This window comes from Streptomyces diversicolor (genome assembly GCF_057537855.1).
Genome location: NZ_BAAJXA010000081.1, coordinates 1 through 20933, shown reverse-complemented (window position 1 = coordinate 20933; position 20933 = coordinate 1). Strand labels below are relative to the sequence as shown.

The following is a 20933-nucleotide window of genomic DNA, read 5'->3' as shown; positions in this document are numbered from 1 at the left end:
GCAAACGTCGGGGTGGGTCACCGGGTGTGGGGACCCACCTCGACGTTCAACGGGACGGGGCCGGTCAGGCCCCTGACTGGGCGCTTCCCGCGATCACCGCGGACGGCGACGGCCGGCGGCCGGCGTGCTTGCGCTCGGTCGCCTGGTGGGAGAACTGCGTGTGGTAGAGATCGGCGTAGAGCCCGGCCTCCGCCAGCAGTTCCTCGTGGGTTCCGCTCTCACAGATCCGTCCGTCCTCGACGACCAGGATCTGGTCGGCCTCACGGATGGTGGACAGCCGGTGGGCGATCACCAGCGAGGTGCGGCCGGCGAGAGCGGTCTTGAGCGCCTGCTGGATCGCCGCCTCCGACTCCGAGTCCAGATGGGCGGTCGCCTCGTCGAGCACGACGATCGGGGGAGCCTTGAGCAGCAACCGGGCCAGGGCCACCCGCTGCTTCTCACCGCCGGAGAGGCGGTAGCCGCGGTCACCGACGACGGTGTCGAGGCCCTCGGGGAGCGCGCTGATGGTGTCCCACATCAGCGCCGCCTTGCACGCCTCGATCAGGTCCGCTTCATCGGCTCCGGGACGGGCGTAGGTCAGGTTGGCGCGGAGGGTGTCGTGGAAGAGGTGAGACTCCTGAGTGACGACACCGACGTTCTCGCGCAGCGAGGCGAGGGTCAGTTCGCGGATGTCGTGACCGCCGATGCGCACGGTGCCCGCGTTCGGATCGTACATACGGGGCACCAGCTGGGTGATGGTCGTCTTGCCGGCCCCCGACGGGCCGACCAGCGCGGTGAGTTTCCCGGCCGGAGCGCGGAAGCTCAACTCGTGGAGGATCTCCTGGGGGGCCGCGTCCGACCGTTCGTGCTTGCGGCTCGCGGCCGCCTCCAGCGACGCCATCGACACCTCGTCGGCGCTGGGGTACCGGAAGGACACGGCCTCGAACTCGATGTCCGGGGCGTCCTTGGCCGGCCCCCCGTCGCCCTCGGCGCCGGCTTCGAGGCCCAGCGCCTTGGCACCGGGGCGCTCGGTGATCAGCGGCTTCAGATCGAGCACCTCGAAGACCCGGTCGAAGCTGACCAGGGCGACCGTGGCGGTCGCCTGCATGGTCGACAGTTCGTTGACCGGGCCGTACAGCCGCATCAACAGGGCCACCATCGCCACGAGCGTGCCGAACTCGATGGCACCGTCGATGGTGAGGGCGCCGCCCAGGCCGTAGACCAGGGCCGTGGTGAACGTCGTGAGGATGGTGACGATGATGGGCAGCAGCCGCCCCCAGACGACCAACTTGACCGCGAGGTCGCGGACTTGGGCGGCCTTGCCGGCGAACAGCTCCTCCTCGTCCTGGGGACGGCCGTACAGTTTGGCCAGCATGGCGCCCGAGACGTTGAAGCGCTCGGTCATCATCGAGCTCATCTCCGCGTCCTGCTCCATCAGCGATCTGGTGATGCGCTGCATACGACGCGTCAGCAGACGCGCGGGGATCAGGAACAGCGGAATCATCACCAGGGCCGCCACGGTGATCTGCCAGGAGAGGTAGAACATCGCGCCGAGGACCAGGACCAGGGTCAGAACCGTGGAGACGGCCTGGGTGAGCAGGGTGGTCACGGCCTGCCGGGCGCCGGCGACGTCCGTGTTGAGCCTGCTGATCAGCTTGCCGGTCTGCGTGCGGGTGAAGAACGCCAGTGGCTGCTGCTGCACATGCGCGAACACCTGGGTGCGCAGTTCGTAGACGACTCCTTCACCCACCCGGCCCGAACACCGGCTCTGGACGTAGACGACCCCGGCGCTCACCAGGGCGAGTCCCGCCAGCGCCAGGCTGAGCCACACGACGACGTCGAGGTGCCCGGGCAGGATGCCGTGATCGATGATGTACTTGAGGATCAGCGGACTGGCGGCCGCGATGCAGGCGTCGACGGCGGTCACCGTCAGCAACAGCGCGACCTGCCAGCGGTATGGCCGGGCGTACGGGAGGATGCGCCGCACCGTTCCCGGTCTGACCTGCTGGCGCTGGAGCGACTCGTCGCCCGGCCGCAGCCGTATCGGGCCCATGGACGGGCGGTTTAGCACGGTCACGGAAACTGCCTCGCTCTCTGTTCTTCTCGCATCGCCGCATCGGGTGGAGAGAAGACATCGGGTCAACATCCGGCGACCAGGACCGGAATTCTGCGGTGTGCTGAAATCGCCGTCGCAGCATTCCATGATGAGAAAACCGTGGCATCCACGATGCATTGCACGGTTGCCCCGATCAATACCGGACGGACCGTTCATGCGGTCGTTTTCGGGGTGCTCGTCCCACGGCGCGGGAAGGGTGCCGAGCTCGGAGAAAGAGATCGCGGCGCTTCGGGGTGTCAGCGCGGAACGGTGTCACACGCGCGAGGGCCCCGAAGAGGCCGGAAGGCCGTGAACGGTGGGGGTGGGATGAGGGGGAGCCGTAGCTCCCCCGGCGCAGTCGATCAGCCCTCGGTCCAGCCGTGGTTCTTGGCGGACTGGAGCAATCCGGCTCGGATCCGTACGATCTGGTCCCCCGTCAGTGACGGAGCGGTCGACAGGAGCACCTCGGTCACCTCGTGCAGGTACTCGTTCGCGGCGAGCACGTCGCACAGGGAGTCGTCAACCGCCTGCCTGGCCGGCTCCGACGACAGGGTCGCGGCGGCGCCGGCGGGCGTCTGGAAGGCCGGAGGCTTGACGTCGGCGCCTTCCGCCAGCCGGACCGCCGAGGCCTTGAGCCCGCGGTCGCCCTCCTCCACCTCGAACTGGACCGAGAGGCCCGAGCGAATGTAGTGCTCGGGGATCAGGAGATCGTTCACGTGCAGGAAGACGTCGTCCCCTCCGTGATCGGGAGCGATGAAACCAAAACCCCGCACACTGTCGAACCGCACCACACGACCGGTAACCATGCCCACCAACCCCTTGCCCACCAACCCCTTGCCCGGATCAGCGTCATGCTGCAGAAGATAGGACAGGGGCGCCCGCGGAGGCGAGCGCACCGGTGGGCCGCCCCGACGGGTGCGCCGCCGGTGGCCCACTCCGGACCTGGACAGCTACCTGGACCGACGGTGGAACAGGGTGTTCAACCGCCGCCGTGCCGCACTTGAACGCCTTCTCGTGACGTCGGCGGATTGTTCTTGGTCAGTTGCCCGAACCGCACGCCGGATGTAGGTTCGAATGCAGTTTCGGGCGTTCTGGAGGAGTGGCGGTGAGTTGATGAAACCGCTACCGGTGTACTGGTCGCGAGTTCGACAGCATTGATTCCGCATTTCCCTCACTGCCCGGCGGTCGCAGACTTTCTGCCGAAAGTCGTCGTCAAGAACAAGACGTTTCGTCAGTGGGGGAGCGGGGAATGAAGCGTAGCGCTTTCGACTCGATTTATCCAGAATCCTCCGGAGAAAGAGACGGCTCGGCCTGGTCCGCCGCGGCTCCCGCCCCGGCCGTGCGCGGGGTCACGTCCGTTCCGGTCGCCTCGCTCCTTCCCGCGGACTCTCCGCGTCTAGAGGGCCAGGCCGCGGAGCACGTGGCCCGGTTGGCGGCGGTGGAGACCCCGCTCCCTCCCATCCTGGTGGACCGGCGCAGCATGCGCGTGATCGACGGAATGCACCGGCTTGCGGCCGCCTTCCGCAAGGGCGAGGCGACCATCCTCGTCGAGTTCTTCGACGGCACCGCCGAGGAGGCGTTCCTGCGGGCCGTCGAGGCGAACGTGACGCACGGCCTCCCCCTGTCGAAGGGGGACCGCCGGGCCGCGACCGAGCGCATCATCGCCTCGCATCCCGCGATGTCGGACCGTGCGATCGCCAGGGTCGCCGGCCTGGGAGCCAATACGGTCGCCGCCATACGGCGCAACTCGGCAGACGGGAACGCCCAGTTGAGCGCACGCATCGGCAGGGACGGCAAGGTGCGCCCCCTCAACAGCGCCGAGGGCCGCGAGCGGGCCGCCCGACTGATCGCCGAGCGTCCGCAGGCGTCGCTGCGCGAGATCGCGAGGCTCGCCGGTGTCTCGCCCGCGACGGTGAGCGACGTCCGCAGACGGCTCCTGGCCGGCGAGCCGCCCGTCCCGGAGCAGACGCCCCAGTCGGCCCCGCTCGGCGTAGAGCGCACGGAACCCGAAGCCGTGGAGCCGATCCTGCCGCTGCACGCCACACCGGAGGGACCGCGACCGCCTGCGCGTGGCAGCCGGCTGCCCGTCCCCGATCCCGCCGCCCTCCTCGACAGGTTGCTCAGCGATCCGTCGCTGCGGCACAGGGAGGAGGACCGGCGCCTGTTCCGGGTACTTCAGCGCAACGCCATCGAGGAGCGGGGCTGGTCCAAGCTGGCCGCCGCGGTGCCGTCGCACTGCGGAGACCTCGTCGTCGACCTCGCCCGCCAGTACGCCGAGACCTGGCTGGAGATCGCGCAGGAACTCGACGAAAGCGCCGAGTGAGGACCGCGCCGGGAACCGGCGCGGGAGTCCCTGACGAGACCTGATGAGCCCGGGCGAGTCCTACGTGCCCTCGTGGGGCCGCGAACACCCCGGGCTCTCCTGCGCGTCTGACGCCCCTGCCCCGTGCGCGGCGACCAACCCCCACTCCTCGTGCGCCTCGTTCAGGCGCGCCCCAGGACGACGACGGCGTTGTGCCCGCCAAAGCCGAACGAGCTGCTCACCGCCACGGGGACCGGGACGGACCGCGGACCGCCGTGCACGATGTCAATGTCGGCGATGTCGGCCCCCGGCTCATCGAAGTTGGCGGTGGGCGGGACGACACCCTGTTCGACGGACAGGGCCGTGAACACCGCCTCGGCGGCGCCGCCGGCTCCCAGCATGTGCCCCGTCACCCCCTTCGTGGAGGTGACCGCCGTGTGCGGGCCGAAGAAACTGTGGATGAGGCGTGCCTCGATGGCGTCGCCCAGCGGCGTGCCCGTCGCATGCGCGTTGACCAGAGCCACGTCCGACGCGGCCACCCCGGCGTCCGCGAGCGCGTTCCGCATGGCGAGCCGCGCGCCCTTCCCGCCCGGATCGGGCGAGGTGAGGTGGTGGGCGTCCGTGGACTCGCCGTACCCCAGGAGCGTCGCGTACGGGCGTCGGCCACGGGTCCGCGCGTCCGCCGCACGCTCCAGCACGAGCACCGCGGCCCCTTCCGCCAGGACGAAGCCGTCGCGGTGCCGGTCGAACGGCCGGGAGGCCGACGACGGTTCGTCGCGGCGCCGGGACAGTGCCTTGAGCCGGTCGAAGGCGCCGGACAGGAGCGGGGTGATCGCGGCGTCGGTGCCACCGGCCAGTACGACGTCGCAGCGGCCGGCGCGCAACAGGTCGAGGGCGAAACCCAGCGCCGTGGTGCCGGAGGCGCACGCGGTGGCCACGGCGAGCGTGGGTCCGTTCAGGCCGAGGTCCAGGGCCACCGTGGCCGCGGCCATGTTCCCGATGGCCTTCGGGACGGTCAGCGGATTGACTGCACGCGGCCCCGTGTTCCGCAGCCGCGCCGACTGCTCCAGCCAGGTTTCCAGGCCGCCCACGGCGGTACCGATCAGCACCCCGACCCTGGCCGGGTCCCAGTCCCCACCGTCCGCTGCCGCGTCCGCCACGGCTTCGCGGGCCGCTGCGACGGCGTATTGCGTGAAGGGGTCCATGCGGCGTGCGTCGGTCCCCAGTACCGCGTTCGCGTCGAACGCCGACACCGCACAGCTGAAGTCCACGGCCATGCCGTCGAGCCGGGCGTCGGGGGCCGCCGTGGGCAGCCCGGCACAGGCCGCCTTCCACGCCGTCGCCGTGTCCGTTCCGGCGGGCGACACCATCCCCAGGCCCGTGATCACCACATCCGGGTGCTGCTGTCTTCGTCCGTTCATGCCGGTACGACCGCCCCGCGAGCGTGCAGCAGCCCGGCCAGCTCGGTGACGGTGGTGGAGCCGGTCAGCTCCTCCTCGTCGACCGTCACGCCGAGTTCCTCCTCCAGGTGCGCGCCGAGCTCCGCCAGGGACAGCGAGTCCACTTCCAGTTCCGTGAACGACTTGTCGGGGTCGATGACTCCGGGGACCTTGTAGACGGTGCCGAGGAGGGTGGTGAGGTAGTCGATGAACACAGGTGGCTCCTTCTTTCAGACCTCTGAGGTGACGGCGGTCAGCTGTGGCCAGATCAGTCCCGTGGAGGCCCAGCTGAGGCCGCCGCCGAAGGCGGTCAGCACGGTCCGGGCCCCGGGTTCCAGTCGGCGGTCGGCCACCGCGCCGGCCAGGGCCAGCGGGATGGAGGCGGCCGCGGTGTTGCCGGTGTGCGCGAGTGCGCAGAGCACGTGTTCCGGCGGGAGTCCGAGCCGGCCGGCCAGGGCCTCGATGATGCGTGCGTTCGCCTGGTGCGGTACGAGCATGCCGAGGGTTCCGGGGCTCCAGCCGCAGTCCTTCATGACCCGCCGGGCCGACTCCGCCATGCGGTCGACGGCCTGCAGGTACACCTTCCGTCCGGACATGGTGAACCAGCGCTGTCCGGTGCGCTGTTCGCGGGTGCCGGGGATCCGGATCAGGTCCGCGCCAGTGCCGTCGCTGCCCAGGTCGTGGGCGAGGAGCGCCCCGGGTTCGCCGATCGTCCCGGAGCGCAGTACGACCGCCCCGGCCCCGTCCCCGAAGAGGACGGCCGTGGACCGGTCCGCCGGGTCGACGATGCGTGAGTACGTCTCCGCCGCCACGACCAGGACGCTGTCCACGGTCCCGGCCGTGATCAGAGCGCCGGCCGTCGTCAGCGCGTACAGGAACCCACTGCAGACGGCCGAGATGTCGAAGGCGAGGACGTGTCCCAGTCCCGTGCGGGTCGCGATCTCGGGTGCCGCGGAGGGGCAGGGGCGCTCCGGTGTCGTCGTGGCGAAGACGAGGCCGTCGACGGTGTCGGTCCCTGCCGACCGCAGGGCGTTTCCGGCGGCCTCGCAGGCCAGGTCGAGCACCGACAGCTCCGGATCGATGCGCCGGCGGGACTGGATTCCGGTACGGGTGCGAATCCATTCGTCACTGGTGTCCATGCCTTCCGCCAATGAGGTGTTGTGGACCGCTCTCGACGGAAGGCAGGTTCCCAGTCCGGAGATCACGGCCGCGGCCCGGGGTTCTGAATCCCTCCGGGCACCAATGTCGAGGCGTGACGCGCTCATTCAGCCGCCTCCCGAAGTGCGTGCGCGATCGGCACGGCAGTTCCGTGGCATGAGGTGATGTGAATCGTCCGGCGACGGTATCCATTTCCGGATCCGTGCACAACCGTGGCCCGAAATGGTCTTCACGTATCGGCGTAACGGACTTTCCGCGTCACCTTCCAAGGCCGGTCGATGCTGTGAACTCGCAGGTGGGAAGGGGTGAGTTGTTCAACTGGTGCGGCGGCGCAGTTGAACGATGGGTGTGGTGCCGCCGCTGATTGATTAGCCTCCAACCGTTGCTGATCGGGGGATGGCCCTGACCGGCCGGCTGATTTGACTACCTCGGAAGGGACGGCGTGGTGACGAATCCATTCGACGACCCCGATGCCAACTACTATGTCTTGGTCAATGAGGAGGGGCAGCACTCCCTCTGGCCGGTCTTCGTGGATGCGCCGGACGGCTGGAAGACGGTGTTCGGTGAGGCGGGCCGCACGGAATGCCTCGACTACATCGAGAGGGCCTGGACGGACATGCGTCCCAAGAGTCTGATCGAGGCCATGGAGAAGAAGTAGGCATTCGAAAGGCCCGTGCCCCCGGCCCGACGTTCCAACGTCGGGCCGGGGGCACGGGCATGTGTGCGCCGCCGTGCCGCCGACTTGTGCTGCCAGGGCGGCCTTCTAGTCCGCCGGGCGAGGCGCGGGTACGGTCACGCCCGTCCGCCGCAGGAGGTCGGGCAGGGCGTCCGCCATCCGCTCCATCGTCTGGTTCAGGACGAAGTGACCGGCGTCGATGTGATGGAGGGAGAACGCGGTGCTCGTCTCCTCGCGCCAGGCCGCCAGGTCCTCGAAGCTCACGAAGGGATCGTGCCGGCCGCCCACCGCCGTGATCGGGACGTCCAGGGGTGCCGCCTGCCCGGGCGCTCCCTCCTCGGCGATACGGAAATCGGCGCGCAGCGTCGGCTCGAAGACGTCCATGATCTCGGGGTCGTCGAGCACGGAGGCGTCGATCCCGCCGTAGAGCGCTACACGTTCGAAGAACGCCTCCCGCGGCAGCAGGTGGATCGACTCCGAGGAATGCCGGACGGGCCCCGCGATGGAGGAGACGAACAGGGCGGCCGGAAGCCTTCCCTGCGCCTCGCGGATGCGGCGGGCCAGTTCCAGCGCGACGACGCTGCCGGAGCAGTGCCCGAGGAACACGAAAGGCCGGTCGGTCAGCGGCGCGACCACGGGTTCGAGCGCGTCCACCAATGCGTGGAGGTCGTCGAACGGCCGCTCGTCGATCCGGTTCTCCCGCCCCGGGTAGCGCACGGCGCACAGTTCGGCCTCGGGCAGCAGACGCCTGGCCCACGGGGTGAACACGGCCGCCCCGGCGCCCGCGTGCGGGAAGCAGAAGACTCTGATGCCCGGATCCTCGGTCCGCCTAGGACGGACGACCCACCGCTTGGCGGACAGCAGGGCCCGCGGATCCGGTGCCGGTGGTGGTGTCGGCACCGGTGGCGGTGCGGGTGCGGCTGAGGGGGCGGGTGTGGGTTTGGGTGTCGGTGCGGGAGAAACATCCGTCATCTCACGCCACCCGCCATGCGAAAACGGTGTGGAGATCGGTGGTGCGGTACTCCGCCGCCTGCCGGACGAAGGTGGTCATGCCCTGGCTCTCCAGGAGCGAGACCACCGCATCGAGCGCCCCACCGCGATCGGCGACCTCGACGGCGGCGTTGGCGATCCCCGGCCACAGACGGTCGCCGATGCCCCGCAGCACCCGGAGTTCAAAGCCCTCCACGTCGACCTTGAGGAAGTCGATCCGGTCGATGCCGGCCCGCTCGGCGAACGTCTCCACGCGCCGCACCTCGCAGCGCACCAGGCGCCGTTCGTCGAGACTGTCTTCCACCAGGTCTTTCGCCTCCTGGATGAACTCCTCCCGGAGCTCCTCGTCGAGCGAGTCGGCGGCGCTGGTGATGAACGCCGAGGCGAGCACCCTGTCGACCGCCGGGTCGGCGTCGAAGCCCGACATCATGGTGTAGTTCGGGTAGTAGGTCAGCTCGCGCGACTGATCCTCGTCGCCCAGGGCCAGATTGTGGACGCGCACACCGGGAAGGTGGCCCGTGTTCCGCCGGAGGGCGTCGAAGACGTCGGGTGCCGGTTCGAAGGAGAAGACCTGTGCGTCGGGCCACTGCTGCGTCGCGAAGAGCGTGAACAGGCCTATGTTGGCGCCGACATCGAGAACCACCGGCTTCTCGGACATGCGCCAGCCCTGCGGTGGGACGTAGGACTCGTCGTCGAAGATCTCGCCGTACAGGTAATCCGTCTCGTTGCCGTTGAGACTGAAGACATGCATCCCGTTCGGGAGCTTTCTCCTGACCGGAGCCGTGGGAGTTCCTCCACCTGCTGTCATCGCACCGAGATTAGGGTCCCGCCGACTCCGGCACCGGCAGTACGGGAGGCGATCCCTGAGGCAGTTTCCCCGGGCGCCGGGCCGCCCTCCGGGGACAAGGCGGTGTGCGCGCTGCCTACGAGTCGCCGCCCGAACTGCCGTTCAGCGTGCGCGGGACCTCGTACCGTACTCGGGTGACTCGGCGACGCGGAGGAGCGCACCCATGGTGAGGGCACAGCAGCACGCCGTCCGGCTCCGCCTGACTGATCCCGCGCGGGCGGAATTCGTCAGGGAGCGTTTCGCGGGCGTCGGCGATGTGCCGGACCTCCGCGTCGTGGACGTACCTCCGGTGACCGGAGAAACCGGCGCCCCGGACATGTGGTGCGGAGAAGCGGCGCGAGCGGGGGACGCCGTGCAGGCGCTGCTGCTCCGCCGCCCGGACGGATCGGCCGACCTGGTCGTCGTGGCCCCCCGCGTCCTGCTGGACACGTCCGGACTGCGGCGCCTGGTCGCCGAGCTGGCCGACGGGAACCAGGAGGCGGTGAGCGCGGAGTTCAAGCGCATCGCCGATGGTCCCGCGGGCACGCCGACGACCAAGAACGACGCCCCTCCCGGCTGGGGGTTCGGCGAGGGCGACGGCGACCGGTCCGCCACGGCCTGGGCGGCCCTGCCGTCCGACGCGCCGGCCGACGACACGAGGTTGCGCACCGCTCTGGCCGTGACGCTGCGACGCTATGCGGACGACGACACCGATGAGATCGTCCTCGGATCCGACGAGGGCGCCGTGGCCGTACGGGTGAACGGCACCCTCGACGAGGTGTACCGGCAGCCGCACCCGTTTGTGGACACCCCGGTGGTGGCCGGCACGCTGCCGGGCGGCGACGGGGAACCGCTGCGCGAGGGCGAGGCATACCTCCCTTCACTCGCGCCGGTGTTCCCCCTGACGTTCTCCCTCGTCCGCAGGGCGGACCGCGGGCTGTGGCTGCGCTGCGACCACCTGCTGAGCCATGCCGGTCCCACGACCGGTGAGCAACTGGCCCGGCACGTCGCCCACGTGTACGGGCAGTCGTCGACGGCACCGCAGACTCCTGCCGCCGATGCCGAGCTCTTCGACGACGAGGAACGCGACCGCATCGTGCGCCTGGGCAGGTCCCTGCCCGCGCTGCCGGCCTCGGCGGAAACCGTGCACGAGGCGTTCGCCCGGGTGGTTGCCTCCGCTCCCGATGCTGTCGCGGTGTCCGACGACGACGTGCGGCTCACCTACGCCCAACTCGACGACCTGGCGGACATGTTCGCGGCCGGCCTCCGAGCGCGGGGGGTCCGCCCCGGCGACCGCGTCGGAGTGTGCCTGGACCGGTCGGCGGAACTGGTCGCCGTGCTGCTCGGCGTGCACAAGGCCGGCGCCGCCTACGTCCCGGCCGACCCCGCGTACCCGGCCGAACGGGTCGCCCACATGATGGCGACCTCGGCGGCACACCTGCTGGTCACCCGGCGCCCCGACCTCCCGCAGGACGACCACCGCCGGGCCACACCCGACCAGCTGCTCGCGGACGACCACGCGCCCGACGCCCCCGGCGGGCAGCGCGGCACGGGGGACGCCGACACCGCCTACGTGATCTACACGTCCGGTTCCACCGGGCGGCCCAAGGGAGTCGCCGTACCCCACGGCAACGTGCTGAGTCTCGTGCAGGCGACCCGCGCCGACTTCGGGCTGGGAGCGGCGGACGTGTGGACGTTCTTCCACTCAAGCGCCTTCGACTTCTCGGTGTGGGAGATCTGGGGCTGCCTGCTGACCGGCGGCCGTCTCGTGGTCGTGCCCCACCTCACCTCGCGCGAACCCGACCGGTTCCGCGACCTCATGGTCGCTCACGGCGTCACGGTGCTCAGCCAGACGCCCTCGGCCCTCGCCAACCTGCTGTCCGTCGACTACAGCGGCCTCGCGGTGCGGCTGGTGATCCTGGGCGGTGAACCGCTGGACGCCAGGATGCTGCTGCCCTGGTTCGATGCGTACCCCGACGACCGGTGCCGGGTGGTGAACATGTTCGGCATCACCGAGACCACCGTGCACGTCAGCGCGCAGACCGTGACACGTGACCTGGCGCTCGGCGCGACGCGCTCGGTGGGCGCACCGCTGCCCGGATGGCACATTTACGTGATGGATCCCGAGGGACGGCTGCTGCCGCCCGGGGTCGCGGGCGAGATCTGCGTCGGCGGCGCCGGCGTCGCCCACGGCTACGTCGGCCAACCGGACCTGACCGCCGAACGGTTCCTGCCCGACCCGCACCACGGTGGCCGCATGTACCGCAGCGGCGACCGGGGACGGCTGCGGCCGGACGGGGCACTGGAACACCTGGGACGCCTGGACAACCAGGTGAAGATACGGGGGTTCCGGATCGAACTGGACGAGATCCGCACGGTGTTGCTGGAGGACGGAGCCGTCCGGGCCGCAGCGGTCGTCGTGGGCTCCACCGACGGGGGCGGCTCGTCCGGCCTGCGCCTCGACGCCTACGTGGTGCTGGACGGCGGTGATGTGCGGTCCGTCCGCGAACACGCCGCCGCCGTCCTGCCCGACTACATGGTCCCGGCCACGGTGACACAGGTGGATGCCCTGCCGTTGACCACGAGCGGCAAGGTGGATGTGGCGCGTCTGCCTACCCCCGAGATCACCAAGGGCGCCGCCGAGGACGCCACGCCGACGGCGGACGACGAACTGGCGGCCTGGCTGCAGGAGTTGTGGTCACGGCTCCTGGGCTTCCCGGTCGGTCTCGACGACGACTTCTTCGAGGCCGGAGGAAACTCCATGGTCGCGGTGAAGAGCTCCGCGGCGATGCGGGCCGAAGGGATTCCCACCCTCCGCCTGCGCGAGTTCTACCGCCACCCCACCATCCGCCAGGTGGTGGCGGCCCTCAAAGCGGCGGACCGCTGACAGGCCCGGGAACGGCGACGCACGGCCCCTGGGATCCCCGCCGGCAGCCGGCTCCGCTCATGACGTCAGCGGCTGGACGTCACGAACCCCGGTCCACGCGACGGGCACACCGCAGGCAGGGGAGGAGGTACCGAACTCGGAGTGCACGAGGTGGCGCACCAGGTTGAGCACCACGAACCGCTGCGCGCTCCCGAGCGCGGACGGGACACGGCGTACCAGACCGCGTGCGCGCAACGCGTGCACGGCGCTCTCCGCATCCGTGACGGAACCGGCGAGCAGCGTGACGGCGTCGCTCACCCTCCAGGGCCGCGAGTCGACCAGCCTGCGCAGGGCGTCGCGCTGCAACGGCGGAAGCGACGCGAGGGCGTCACGCATCCAGACGACGAGCGGGGCATCGGTCCGGGACGGAGACATCACCAGCCGTGCCGGGGACGCCTGCGCCATGCGCAGGAGTTCCGTGGGCTCGTAGATGAGCAACCAGGAGGCGGCTGACTCAAGCGCCGACGGTATCCCGTCGAGAAGCCAGCAGACGCCGGCGATCGCGGCCACCGTCTGTGGGGACGACACCTCCGTCGGGTAGAGCAGGGCGCAGCGCGACAGCATGTACCGCGTCACGGTGGAGTCCACGGCGGCTGCCGCACCGCAGGCGCGGGGGTCCCATTCCGGGACGTCGAGGGGGAAGAGCGTGAAAGTGATCTCCCCGGCGGGTCCCGGCGCGACGTCGCAGGACTCCATCAGCACCCGCAGATTGCGGCACAGGCGCAGCAGCCCCCGCAGGTCCCGGTGATCCCGGTCGTCGAGATCACGGTCGTCGACGACGAGAAGGGCGTCGTCCGTGGCGAGACGGCCGGCCACCTCGTCCACCGTGGCGGCACAGCCCACCACGTCCGCGACGCGGCTCACCAGCCGACGCGCGGAACCCTGCGGGCTGGTGCCGGGCAGCGCCTCAGGACGCTCCAGGAAGATCACTGGAACGAGCCGGGTCCGGTGCAGTTCGCTCGCGACGTTCTGCACCAGCGTCGTCTTGCCCACTCCGGGCGCGCCCACCACCCGGACCAGCCGGTGACCGGTGGACCGCAGCAGCCCGATGAGCGAGGCCGTCTCCTCCTCCCGGGCAAGGGGCGGGGACAGAGGGGCCGGCGGGGCCGGCAGGTCCTCGTGGAGCGACCGCACCGCCGTAGGCCCGGCGGCGGCTTCCAGTTCCGCACGCCGTGCCCCGTTCAACCGCAGAGCATCGGCCAGCAACCGGACGGTCTGCAGACGCGGGCTGCCGGTACGGTCGAGTTCGAGGTCGCGAATGGCGCGGATGCTCACCGTCGAGATCTCGGCGAGCTGCCCCTGTGTCATACCCGCGCGCTTTCGCGCGCTTCGCAGCACGGAACCGAACTGCGTCATCGATATGCGGTCGACGCTCAATGCCCCCCGCTCTCTGTCCTATTGGGCACGGCTCATCCGCCCTACCGTACGCAGGCCCGACTTCCGGTGTCAGCGGGATCACGCCCGCACCGGACCGGCAGGCGTTCAAGTGAGGCGTCGACTCAGTTGAACACGCGGGGGAGCCGACCTGGACCGTCTTCGCGGGGGACTGCCACCATGGGGCGCGCCGTGGCCAGGCAGCCGGCTACCGGTCACCGGGCGAATGGCCGCGCCGATGAATGTCCGTGTCCTGATTCGCCCCGCCGACGGTCGGAAGGGACGAGCACGTCGAACTCCGCGGAATTCCCGACCCATGGCGGGAATTCCGAGCGCAGTACCCGGGAGGTGCCGAACAGCATCTCCTCGCAGCTTTGTCATTGAGGACTGGACGGTAATTCAGCATGCCTCGACGGCGGCTGCTCTTCGCTGCTCCAGTCGATGATCCGGATCGGTTGGGGTGTGTGCAGGAATGGCAGCAACTGTAGGTGAACACCGGGAACTCACGGCCGGTCAGCTCGCTGTCTGGTACGCACAGCAACTCGACCCCGAGAACCCGGTCTACAACATCGGCGAGTACGTGGAGATACGTGGCCCCCTCGACGTGGACCTGCTCACCCGAGCCCTGCGCCGCACGATGGACGACGCCGAGACGGCGCGGCTGCGCTTCCGGCTGGAGGACGGCGTTCCGCGGCAGCACCTCGGCGACGCGGACGACCATCCCGTCGAGATCCTGGACCTCACCGCGGAGCCCGATCCCCGCGCGGCCGCCGAGGCGTGGATGCTGGGCCGGATGCGCCAGCCGATGGACGTCCTCGACGGGCCCCTCACCCGCCACGCCGTGATCAAGGTCGGCCCGGACCGCCACTACTGGATGCACTGCGCTCACCACCTCGTGATGGACGGACACAGCGGCAGGCTGTTCGCCGACCGACTGGCGCACAACTACACGGCCCTGCTGGAAGGCCGCGATCCACAGCAGGACCGGATCATCGAGCCGATCGCGGTCCTCCTGGACGAGGACCTCGCCTACCGTTGCTCCCCGGCCCTGGCGGAGGACCGGGCGTACTGGACGGGCGCACTGTCGGACCTCCCGCACACGAGACGGTCCGACGGGCACCGGCCCCGGCAGCTCCCCCGGACACCGGTCCGGCACCGGGGCGAGATCGACGCCGAGGACAGCGCCGGCCTCAAGCGGGGCGCCCGGCGGCTGCGGACCACCCTGGCCGGTCTGACGATCGCCGCCGCGGCCCTCTACCACCACCGCACGACGGACGCGCGGGACATCGTCGTCGGGGTCCCCGTCGTCGGACGTTCCGGACGCCGCGCGCTCGCGGTCCCCGGCATGACGTCGAACATCCTCCCCATCCGTCTCTCCGTCGGCGAGTCGACCACCGTGGGGAACCTCCTGCGGCAGATCACGGCGCAGGTGCGTGCCGCGACCCGGCACCAGCGCTACCGCTACGAGGACATGCTGCGCGACCTGAAGCTCCTCGGTGGTGTTCCGCTCTGCGACCTGATCGTCAACGTCATGTCGTTCGACTACCGGCTCGGCTTCGGCGACTGCACGGCGACCACCCGCAACCTCGCCAACGGCCCCATCGACACGCTGAGCTTCGACGTCTACGACCGGCTGGACGGCACCGGGCTCCAGCTGGACGTCGACGTGCACCGCGGCGCACGTGACCTGGAACCGCAGGAGCAGATCTGCCCCCGCTTCCGCCGGACCCTGCAGAGCCTTGCCGCTGCCGAGCACACCGACCCCGTCGGCCGGATCGACGTCCTGTCGGAGCAGGAGCGGGCGCGGGTACTCGTCGAGTGGAACGGCACGGCCTGCGAGGCGGTGACGGAGCCGTCGCCGGTGCGACTTTGGGAGGCGCGGGCCGCGCGCACGCCGGACGCGATCGTCGACGGCACCGGCATGTCCTTCGCCGAGCTGGACGGGCGGGCCGATCGGCTGGCGCGCCATCTGGCCGAGCGGGGAGTGGGCCCGGAGTCCGTGGTCGGGCTGTGCTCGTCACGCGCCACGGACACGATCGTGGCGACCCTGGCGGTGTGGAAGGCCGGCGGCGCCACGCTGCCGGTCGACCCGGCCCTGCCGGCCGAGCGGATCGACCGACTGCTCGCCGACACCGGGGCGGAACTCGTCCTCACCGGCCTCGGCGACCCCGACCACGGGCTCCCGGTTCTGCCGTCGAGCCGGGTACGAGCGGTCGCCCTGGACGATCCGTCGCTGACGGAACCGCTGGACGGGCCGCGCACCGGCCCGTTGGACCTGCGTCTGCCGAGTCGGACCCTCGCACAGGTGATCCCCACGACCGACACCACGGGACAGCCGACGTGCGTGGGAATCACTCACGGCGCACTGGCCAACCACGTCGCGTGGGCCGCGGTCGCGTATGCGACGGAGAACGGGACGGGCCTGCCCCCGCAGACGGCGGCACCCGTCGACCGGGCCGTTCTGGGCGCGCTGCTGCCGCAGGCGACGACCGGGGGCGAAGCGCGCGACGGCGTCGACGCCCCGGCCCCGTGGCGGACCGACGGCACCGGCGCCGAAGCGCTGGTGGCCTGCTGTGTCCATGAGACGGGCACCGGCGACGCGCGGGACGGCTCGGTCCGGCTCGGGCGGCCGGTCGCGAACAATCGGGTCTACGTGCTCGACGCCGGGCTCCGCCCCGTCCCGCCCGGCGTACCCGGTGAGCTGTACCTGGCCGGTGTCGGCGTGGCGCGCGAAGTCCTCGGCCGGGCCGGGGCGACGGCGGAGCTGTTCGTCGCGGACCCGTTCGCGGCGGACGGGTCGCGCATGTACCGGGCCGGCATGCGGGCGCGCTGGACCACCGATGGCGAGCTGGAGCTCCCGGGCGGCGTAGGCGAGGCGGAACAGCACGGACACAACCTGCCGACGCCGGAGCAGCACGGACAGAACCCGCCCACACCGGAGCGGCCCACGGGCGCGGACACGGGACGAAGTTCGGCCGACGCCCGTGAAGAGGCCCTGTGCGCGCTGTTCGCCGAGGTCCTGGACCTGGAGAGCGTCGAAGTCGACGACGACTTCTTCGACCTGGGCGGCCATTCACTGCTCGCGACACAGCTCGTGAGCCGCATCCGCAGCGTGCTGAACGTCGAACTGCCGATGCGGGCCGTGTTCGAGACGCCGACCGTCGAGGGACTCGCCGGCAGACTGGCGGGCGCGGACCAGGCCCGCGTGGTGCTCGCCCGACGGGAACGCCCCGAACGCGTGCCCCTGTCGTTCGCGCAGCGCCGGCTGTGGTTCCTGAGCCGGCTGGAGGGCCCCAGCGCCACCTACAACACCCCGATCGTGCTGAAGCTGTCCGGCCGGCTGGACTCCGCGGCCCTGAAGGCCGCCATGCGTGACGTGCTGGGCCGCCACGAGGCGCTCCGCACGATCCTGCCGTCCGAGGACGGAGAGCCGTACCAGGCGGTCCTCGGCATGGAGGACCTCGACTGGGAGCTGACGGAGGTCACCGTCCGGGATTCCGGCCGGGCCTACGAGCAGCTGTCGCGGATGACCGACCTGCCCGAACTGGCCGCGTCCGCCGACGGGCCGCTCTCGGAGCTGGCGCGCGCCGTCGTGGGCGCCGCCGGCCACGCCTTCGACCTGTCGGCCGAAGTACCCGTGCGGGCCTGGCTGTTCCACACCGACCGCACGGACGAGCACGTGCTGGTGGTGCTGGTGCACCACATCGCCGGTGACGGCTGGTCCATGGGACCGCTCGCCCGGGACATCTCCACGGCCTACTCGGCGCGCTGCGAGGGGCAGACACCTGCGTGGGACGAGCTGCCGGTTCAGTACGCCGACTACGCCGTGTGGCAGCGGGAGTTGCTGGGCTCGGACGACGACCCGAGGAGCGTGCTGTCGCGCCAGGTGGCGTACTGGCGCGACGCGCTCGCGGGCGCGCCGGAGGAGCTGCACCTGCCGACGGACCGGCCACGCCCGGCGGTGGCGAGTCACCGCGGACGTACGGCCGCCTTCGGCGTCTCCGCCGAGGTGCACGCGCGGCTGCTGGACCTGGCCCGCGCGGAGGGCGTGACACCGTTCATGGTGCTGCACGGCGCTCTGGCGGTGCTGCTGTCCCGCCTGGGGGCCGGCGTCGACATCCCCATCGGGTCGGCGGTGGCCGGGCGCACGGACGAGGCGCTCGACGACCTGGTCGGCTGCTTCGTCAACACCCTCGTGCTGCGCACCGACCTGTCCGGCGACCCGGCGTTCACCGAGGTGCTGCGCCGCGTGCGCGAAGCGGGCCTGGGGGCCTTCGAGCATCAGGACGTGCCGTTCGAGCGGCTGGTGGAGGAACTGGCTCCGCAGCGCTCCCTCGCCCGCCACCCCCTCTTCCAGGTCGTCCTCACCATGAACGACATCGCCGACGGGCTGATGGAACTCCCGGGGCTGCGCGCGGAGATGATGTCGACCGCCCGGCCCGCGGCCAAGTTCGACCTGGACGTCATGGCGGGTGAGGCGTTCGACGACACAGGGGCACCGGCAGGCATCCGGGGTGCGCTGACCGCGGCGGTGGACCTGTTCGACGAGGGAGCCGCCCAGCGGATCGCGGACCGGTTCGTCCGGGTGCTCAAGGAACTGGTCACGGCCCCCCGGACGCGACTGAGCCAGGTCGGGGTGCTGTCACCCGCCGAACGCGCACAGGTCCTGACCGGGTGGAACGACACGGCGACCGAGTCGGCGGGCGAGCTGGTGCCCGAGCTGTTCGCTGCGCAGGCGGTACGGACGGCGGACGCCACGGCCGTCGTCTCGTCCGGTGGGTCGGTGTCGTTCGCGGAACTGGACGGACGGGCGAACCGGCTGGCGCACTACCTGCGGGCCCAGGGCGTGGGCACGGACTCGGTGGTGGGGCTGTGCCTGCCACGGGGCGCGGAGACCATCACCGGAATGCTGGCGGTGTGGAAGGCGGGCGCGGCCTACCTGCCGATCGACCCCGGCCAGCCCGCTGAACGCATCGCGTTCATGCTCGGCGACAGCCGTGCCGTGCTGACGCTGACCACGGAGGAGATCCTGGAGGAACTCCCGGCGGGACGGCACCGTCTGGTCGCGGTGGACGGCATCATGGTGGCGGCCCAGCTCACCGCCGCGCCCCACACGGCACCCGACGTCGACCTGTGGGCGCAACAGGTCGCGTACGTGATGTACACGTCGGGGTCGACCGGGCGGCCCAAGGGAGTGGCCGTCACCCACGGTGCGCTGGCCAACTACGTGACCTCGGTGCCGGCCCGGGTTGGCTTCGGCACGCCGGGCGGCCGCTACGCGGTACTCCAGGCGCAGGCCACGGACCTGGGCAACACCGTGGTGTTCGCATCCCTGACCACGGGCGGTGAACTCCACGTCCTGGACGCGGAGACGGTCACCGACCCGATCGCCGTCGCGGCGTACCTGACGGAGCACCGGATCGACTTCCTGAAGGCGGTCCCTTCACACGTGGCCGCGCTCGGCCCCAACGGTGCACTGCCCGCCCGAGCACTGGTCCTCGGCGGTGAGGCGGCCTCGCCCGCTCTCGTGGGCGAGCTCCTGGCAACGGCCGGCGACCGGGCCGTCTTCAACCACTACGGGCCCACGGAGACGACGATCGGCGTCGCCACCACCCGCCTCACCCCGGACCAGGCGGCCTCCGGAGTGATACCGGTGGGCACCCCGACGGCGAACACCCGGCTGTACGTACTCGACGCCACGCTGGAACCGGTCCCGCCGGGCGTGGTGGGAGAGCTGTACGTCGCGGGCGCGCAACTGGCGCGCGGCTACACGGGACAGCCGGGGCTGACCGCCGAACGCTTCGTGGCGTGCCCGTTCGCGAGCGGCGAGCGGATGTACCGCACGGGGGACCGCGCCCGCTGGACCCCTGACGGCCAGGTCGTCTTCGCCGGCCGCGTCGACGAACAGACCAAGATCCGCGGCTTCCGCATCGAGCCCGGAGAGGTCCAGGCGGTACTGGACGCCCATCCGCAGACCACCCGAGCGGCTGTCGTCGCCCGGGAGGACATCCCCGGAGAGGTGCGCCTGGTCGCATACGTCGTCACCGATGACGAGGACGCCGACCACACGGCCCTCGCCGCCTCGCTGCGCGCGTACGCCGGTGAACGGCTTCCGGAACACATGGTGCCGTCGGCGGTGGTGGTCCTGGACACGCTGCCGCTGACCGGCAACGGCAAACTCGACCGCTCGGCCCTGCCGGCCCCCGACTACGCCGCAGCGGCCGCCCGTTCGCGCCGCGGACCGGTCGATCCCCGGGAGGAGATCCTGTGCGGCGCGTTCGCCGAGGTCCTGGGCCTGGAGAGCGTCGGCGTCGACGACGACTTCTTCGAACTGGGCGGGCATTCCCTGCTGGCCACACGACTCGTCAGCCGGATCCGCACCGTACTCGGCGTGGAGATGGAGATCAGGACGCTCTTCGACGCTCCGACCCCGGCCGGTGTGGCCGCCGGGCTGGCCGGAGCAGGTACGGCCCGTGCGGCCTTGGCCGAGAGGCGGAGGCCGGAGCGGCTGCCCCTGTCGTACGGGCAGCGCCGGCTGTGGTTCATCGGCCAGTTGGAAGGCCCCAGCCAGACCTACAACAGCCCGGTCGTCGTACGCCTCACCGGAGAGCTGGACCGGCAGGCCCTCGCCCAGGCGCTGACGGACGTCATCGAGCGGCACGAGGTGCTGCGGACGGTGTTCCCCGTGGCCGACGGGGAGCCCTACCAGCAGATCGTCCCCGTCGACGAGCTCGACTGGGACCTCACCGTGGTCGACGTGCGGCAGGGGCAACAGCTACAACAGGACGGCCGCTTGCTCGACCTCGGCGACCTGTCACTGACCGAGCCGGTGATCGACCTGCCGACGATCGAACCGTCTCCCGACCTTCCGTCCGGGGAGATCGCCCCGGACGATCTCACGGCAGCGATGGCCCGAGCCGCCGGCTATGCCTTCGACCTGTCCGTCGAGACGCCCGTACGCGCATGGTTGTTCGGAGTGGGCCGCGACGAGCACGTGCTGGTGCTGGTGGTGCACCACATCGCCGGTGACGGCTGGTCGATGGGTCCGCTCGCGCGGGATGTGTCGGTGGCGTACGGGGCGCGGTGTGAGGGGCGGGCGCCGGGGTGGGATGCGCTGCCGGTGCAGTACGCGGACTACGCGTTGTGGCAGAGGGAGTTGCTGGGGTCT

Annotated in this window: 12 protein-coding genes; 4 read left to right on the top strand and 8 right to left on the bottom strand. The window is 70.9% G+C overall.

Annotated features, from left to right (window positions below; genetic code table 11):
• Window positions 1–64: 64 nt before the first annotated feature.
• Both AC27LF_RS44340 and AC27LF_RS44335 read right to left on the bottom strand, forming a co-directional pair.
• Entirely contained in the window at window positions 65–2032 is a 1968-nt protein-coding gene (locus tag AC27LF_RS44340; RefSeq protein ID WP_479664897.1) for an ABC transporter ATP-binding protein, read from the bottom strand.
• Between the two features lie 404 nt (window positions 2033–2436).
• Window positions 2437–2880 (bottom strand): cold-shock protein, encoded by a 444-nt coding sequence (locus tag AC27LF_RS44335; RefSeq protein ID WP_479664887.1) that lies wholly within the window; start codon window positions 2878–2880, stop codon window positions 2437–2439.
• 443 nt (window positions 2881–3323) lie between these two features.
• On the opposite strand from AC27LF_RS44335, the gene AC27LF_RS44330 reads away from it, so the two are divergent.
• Window positions 3324–4397: a ParB/RepB/Spo0J family partition protein gene (locus AC27LF_RS44330; RefSeq protein WP_479664888.1), complete on the top strand. Its 1074-nt coding sequence runs from the start codon at window positions 3324–3326 to the stop codon at window positions 4395–4397.
• 161 nt (window positions 4398–4558) lie between these two features.
• Here the strand turns inward: AC27LF_RS44330 and AC27LF_RS44325 are convergent, their stop codons facing one another.
• Genes AC27LF_RS44325 through AC27LF_RS44315 form a run of 3 tightly spaced genes read right to left on the bottom strand, consistent with a single transcriptional unit; the run spans window position 4559 to window position 7080 of the window.
• On the bottom strand, window positions 4559–5797 hold the full coding sequence (locus tag AC27LF_RS44325) for a beta-ketoacyl-[acyl-carrier-protein] synthase family protein (RefSeq protein ID WP_479664889.1): 1239 nt from the start codon (window positions 5795–5797) through the stop codon (window positions 4559–4561).
• Complete coding sequence (locus tag AC27LF_RS44320; protein ID WP_479664890.1) at window positions 5794–6030, bottom strand: acyl carrier protein; 237 nt, start codon at window positions 6028–6030, stop codon at window positions 5794–5796. The genes AC27LF_RS44325 and AC27LF_RS44320 overlap by 4 nt, the downstream gene beginning before the upstream one ends.
• A gap of 15 nt (window positions 6031–6045) precedes the next feature.
• The gene (locus AC27LF_RS44315) at window positions 6046–7080 is read right to left on the bottom strand and encodes a beta-ketoacyl-ACP synthase III (RefSeq protein ID WP_479664891.1); all 1035 of its coding nucleotides are present in this window, start codon (window positions 7078–7080) and stop codon (window positions 6046–6048) included.
• Between the two features lie 338 nt (window positions 7081–7418).
• Between AC27LF_RS44315 and AC27LF_RS44310 the strand changes: the two genes are divergently transcribed.
• A complete protein-coding gene (locus AC27LF_RS44310) occupies window positions 7419–7631 on the top strand; it encodes an MbtH family protein (protein ID WP_308287558.1) in 213 nt (70 codons plus the stop codon).
• A 105-nt stretch (window positions 7632–7736) separates the two neighbouring features.
• On the opposite strand, the gene AC27LF_RS44305 is transcribed toward AC27LF_RS44310, so the two are convergent.
• Window positions 7737–8549, bottom strand: coding sequence for a thioesterase II family protein (locus tag AC27LF_RS44305; RefSeq protein WP_479664892.1), 813 nt, complete (start codon window positions 8547–8549; stop codon window positions 7737–7739).
• A 73-nt stretch (window positions 8550–8622) separates the two neighbouring features.
• On the bottom strand, window positions 8623–9390 hold the full coding sequence (locus AC27LF_RS44300; RefSeq protein ID WP_479664893.1) for an FkbM family methyltransferase: 768 nt from the start codon (window positions 9388–9390) through the stop codon (window positions 8623–8625).
• A gap of 259 nt (window positions 9391–9649) precedes the next feature.
• Here AC27LF_RS44300 and AC27LF_RS44295 point away from each other — a divergent pair, with 259 nt between their 5' ends.
• On the top strand, window positions 9650–12352 hold the full coding sequence (locus AC27LF_RS44295; protein ID WP_479664894.1) for a non-ribosomal peptide synthetase: 2703 nt from the start codon (window positions 9650–9652) through the stop codon (window positions 12350–12352).
• Between the two features lie 57 nt (window positions 12353–12409).
• Here the strand turns inward: AC27LF_RS44295 and AC27LF_RS44290 are convergent, their stop codons facing one another.
• Window positions 12410–13747 (bottom strand): helix-turn-helix domain-containing protein, encoded by a 1338-nt coding sequence (locus AC27LF_RS44290; RefSeq protein WP_479664895.1) that lies wholly within the window; start codon window positions 13745–13747, stop codon window positions 12410–12412.
• A gap of 490 nt (window positions 13748–14237) precedes the next feature.
• On the opposite strand from AC27LF_RS44290, the gene AC27LF_RS44285 reads away from it, so the two are divergent.
• A partial coding sequence (locus AC27LF_RS44285; protein WP_479664896.1) for an amino acid adenylation domain-containing protein occupies window positions 14238–20933 on the top strand: 6696 nt, incomplete at its 3' end.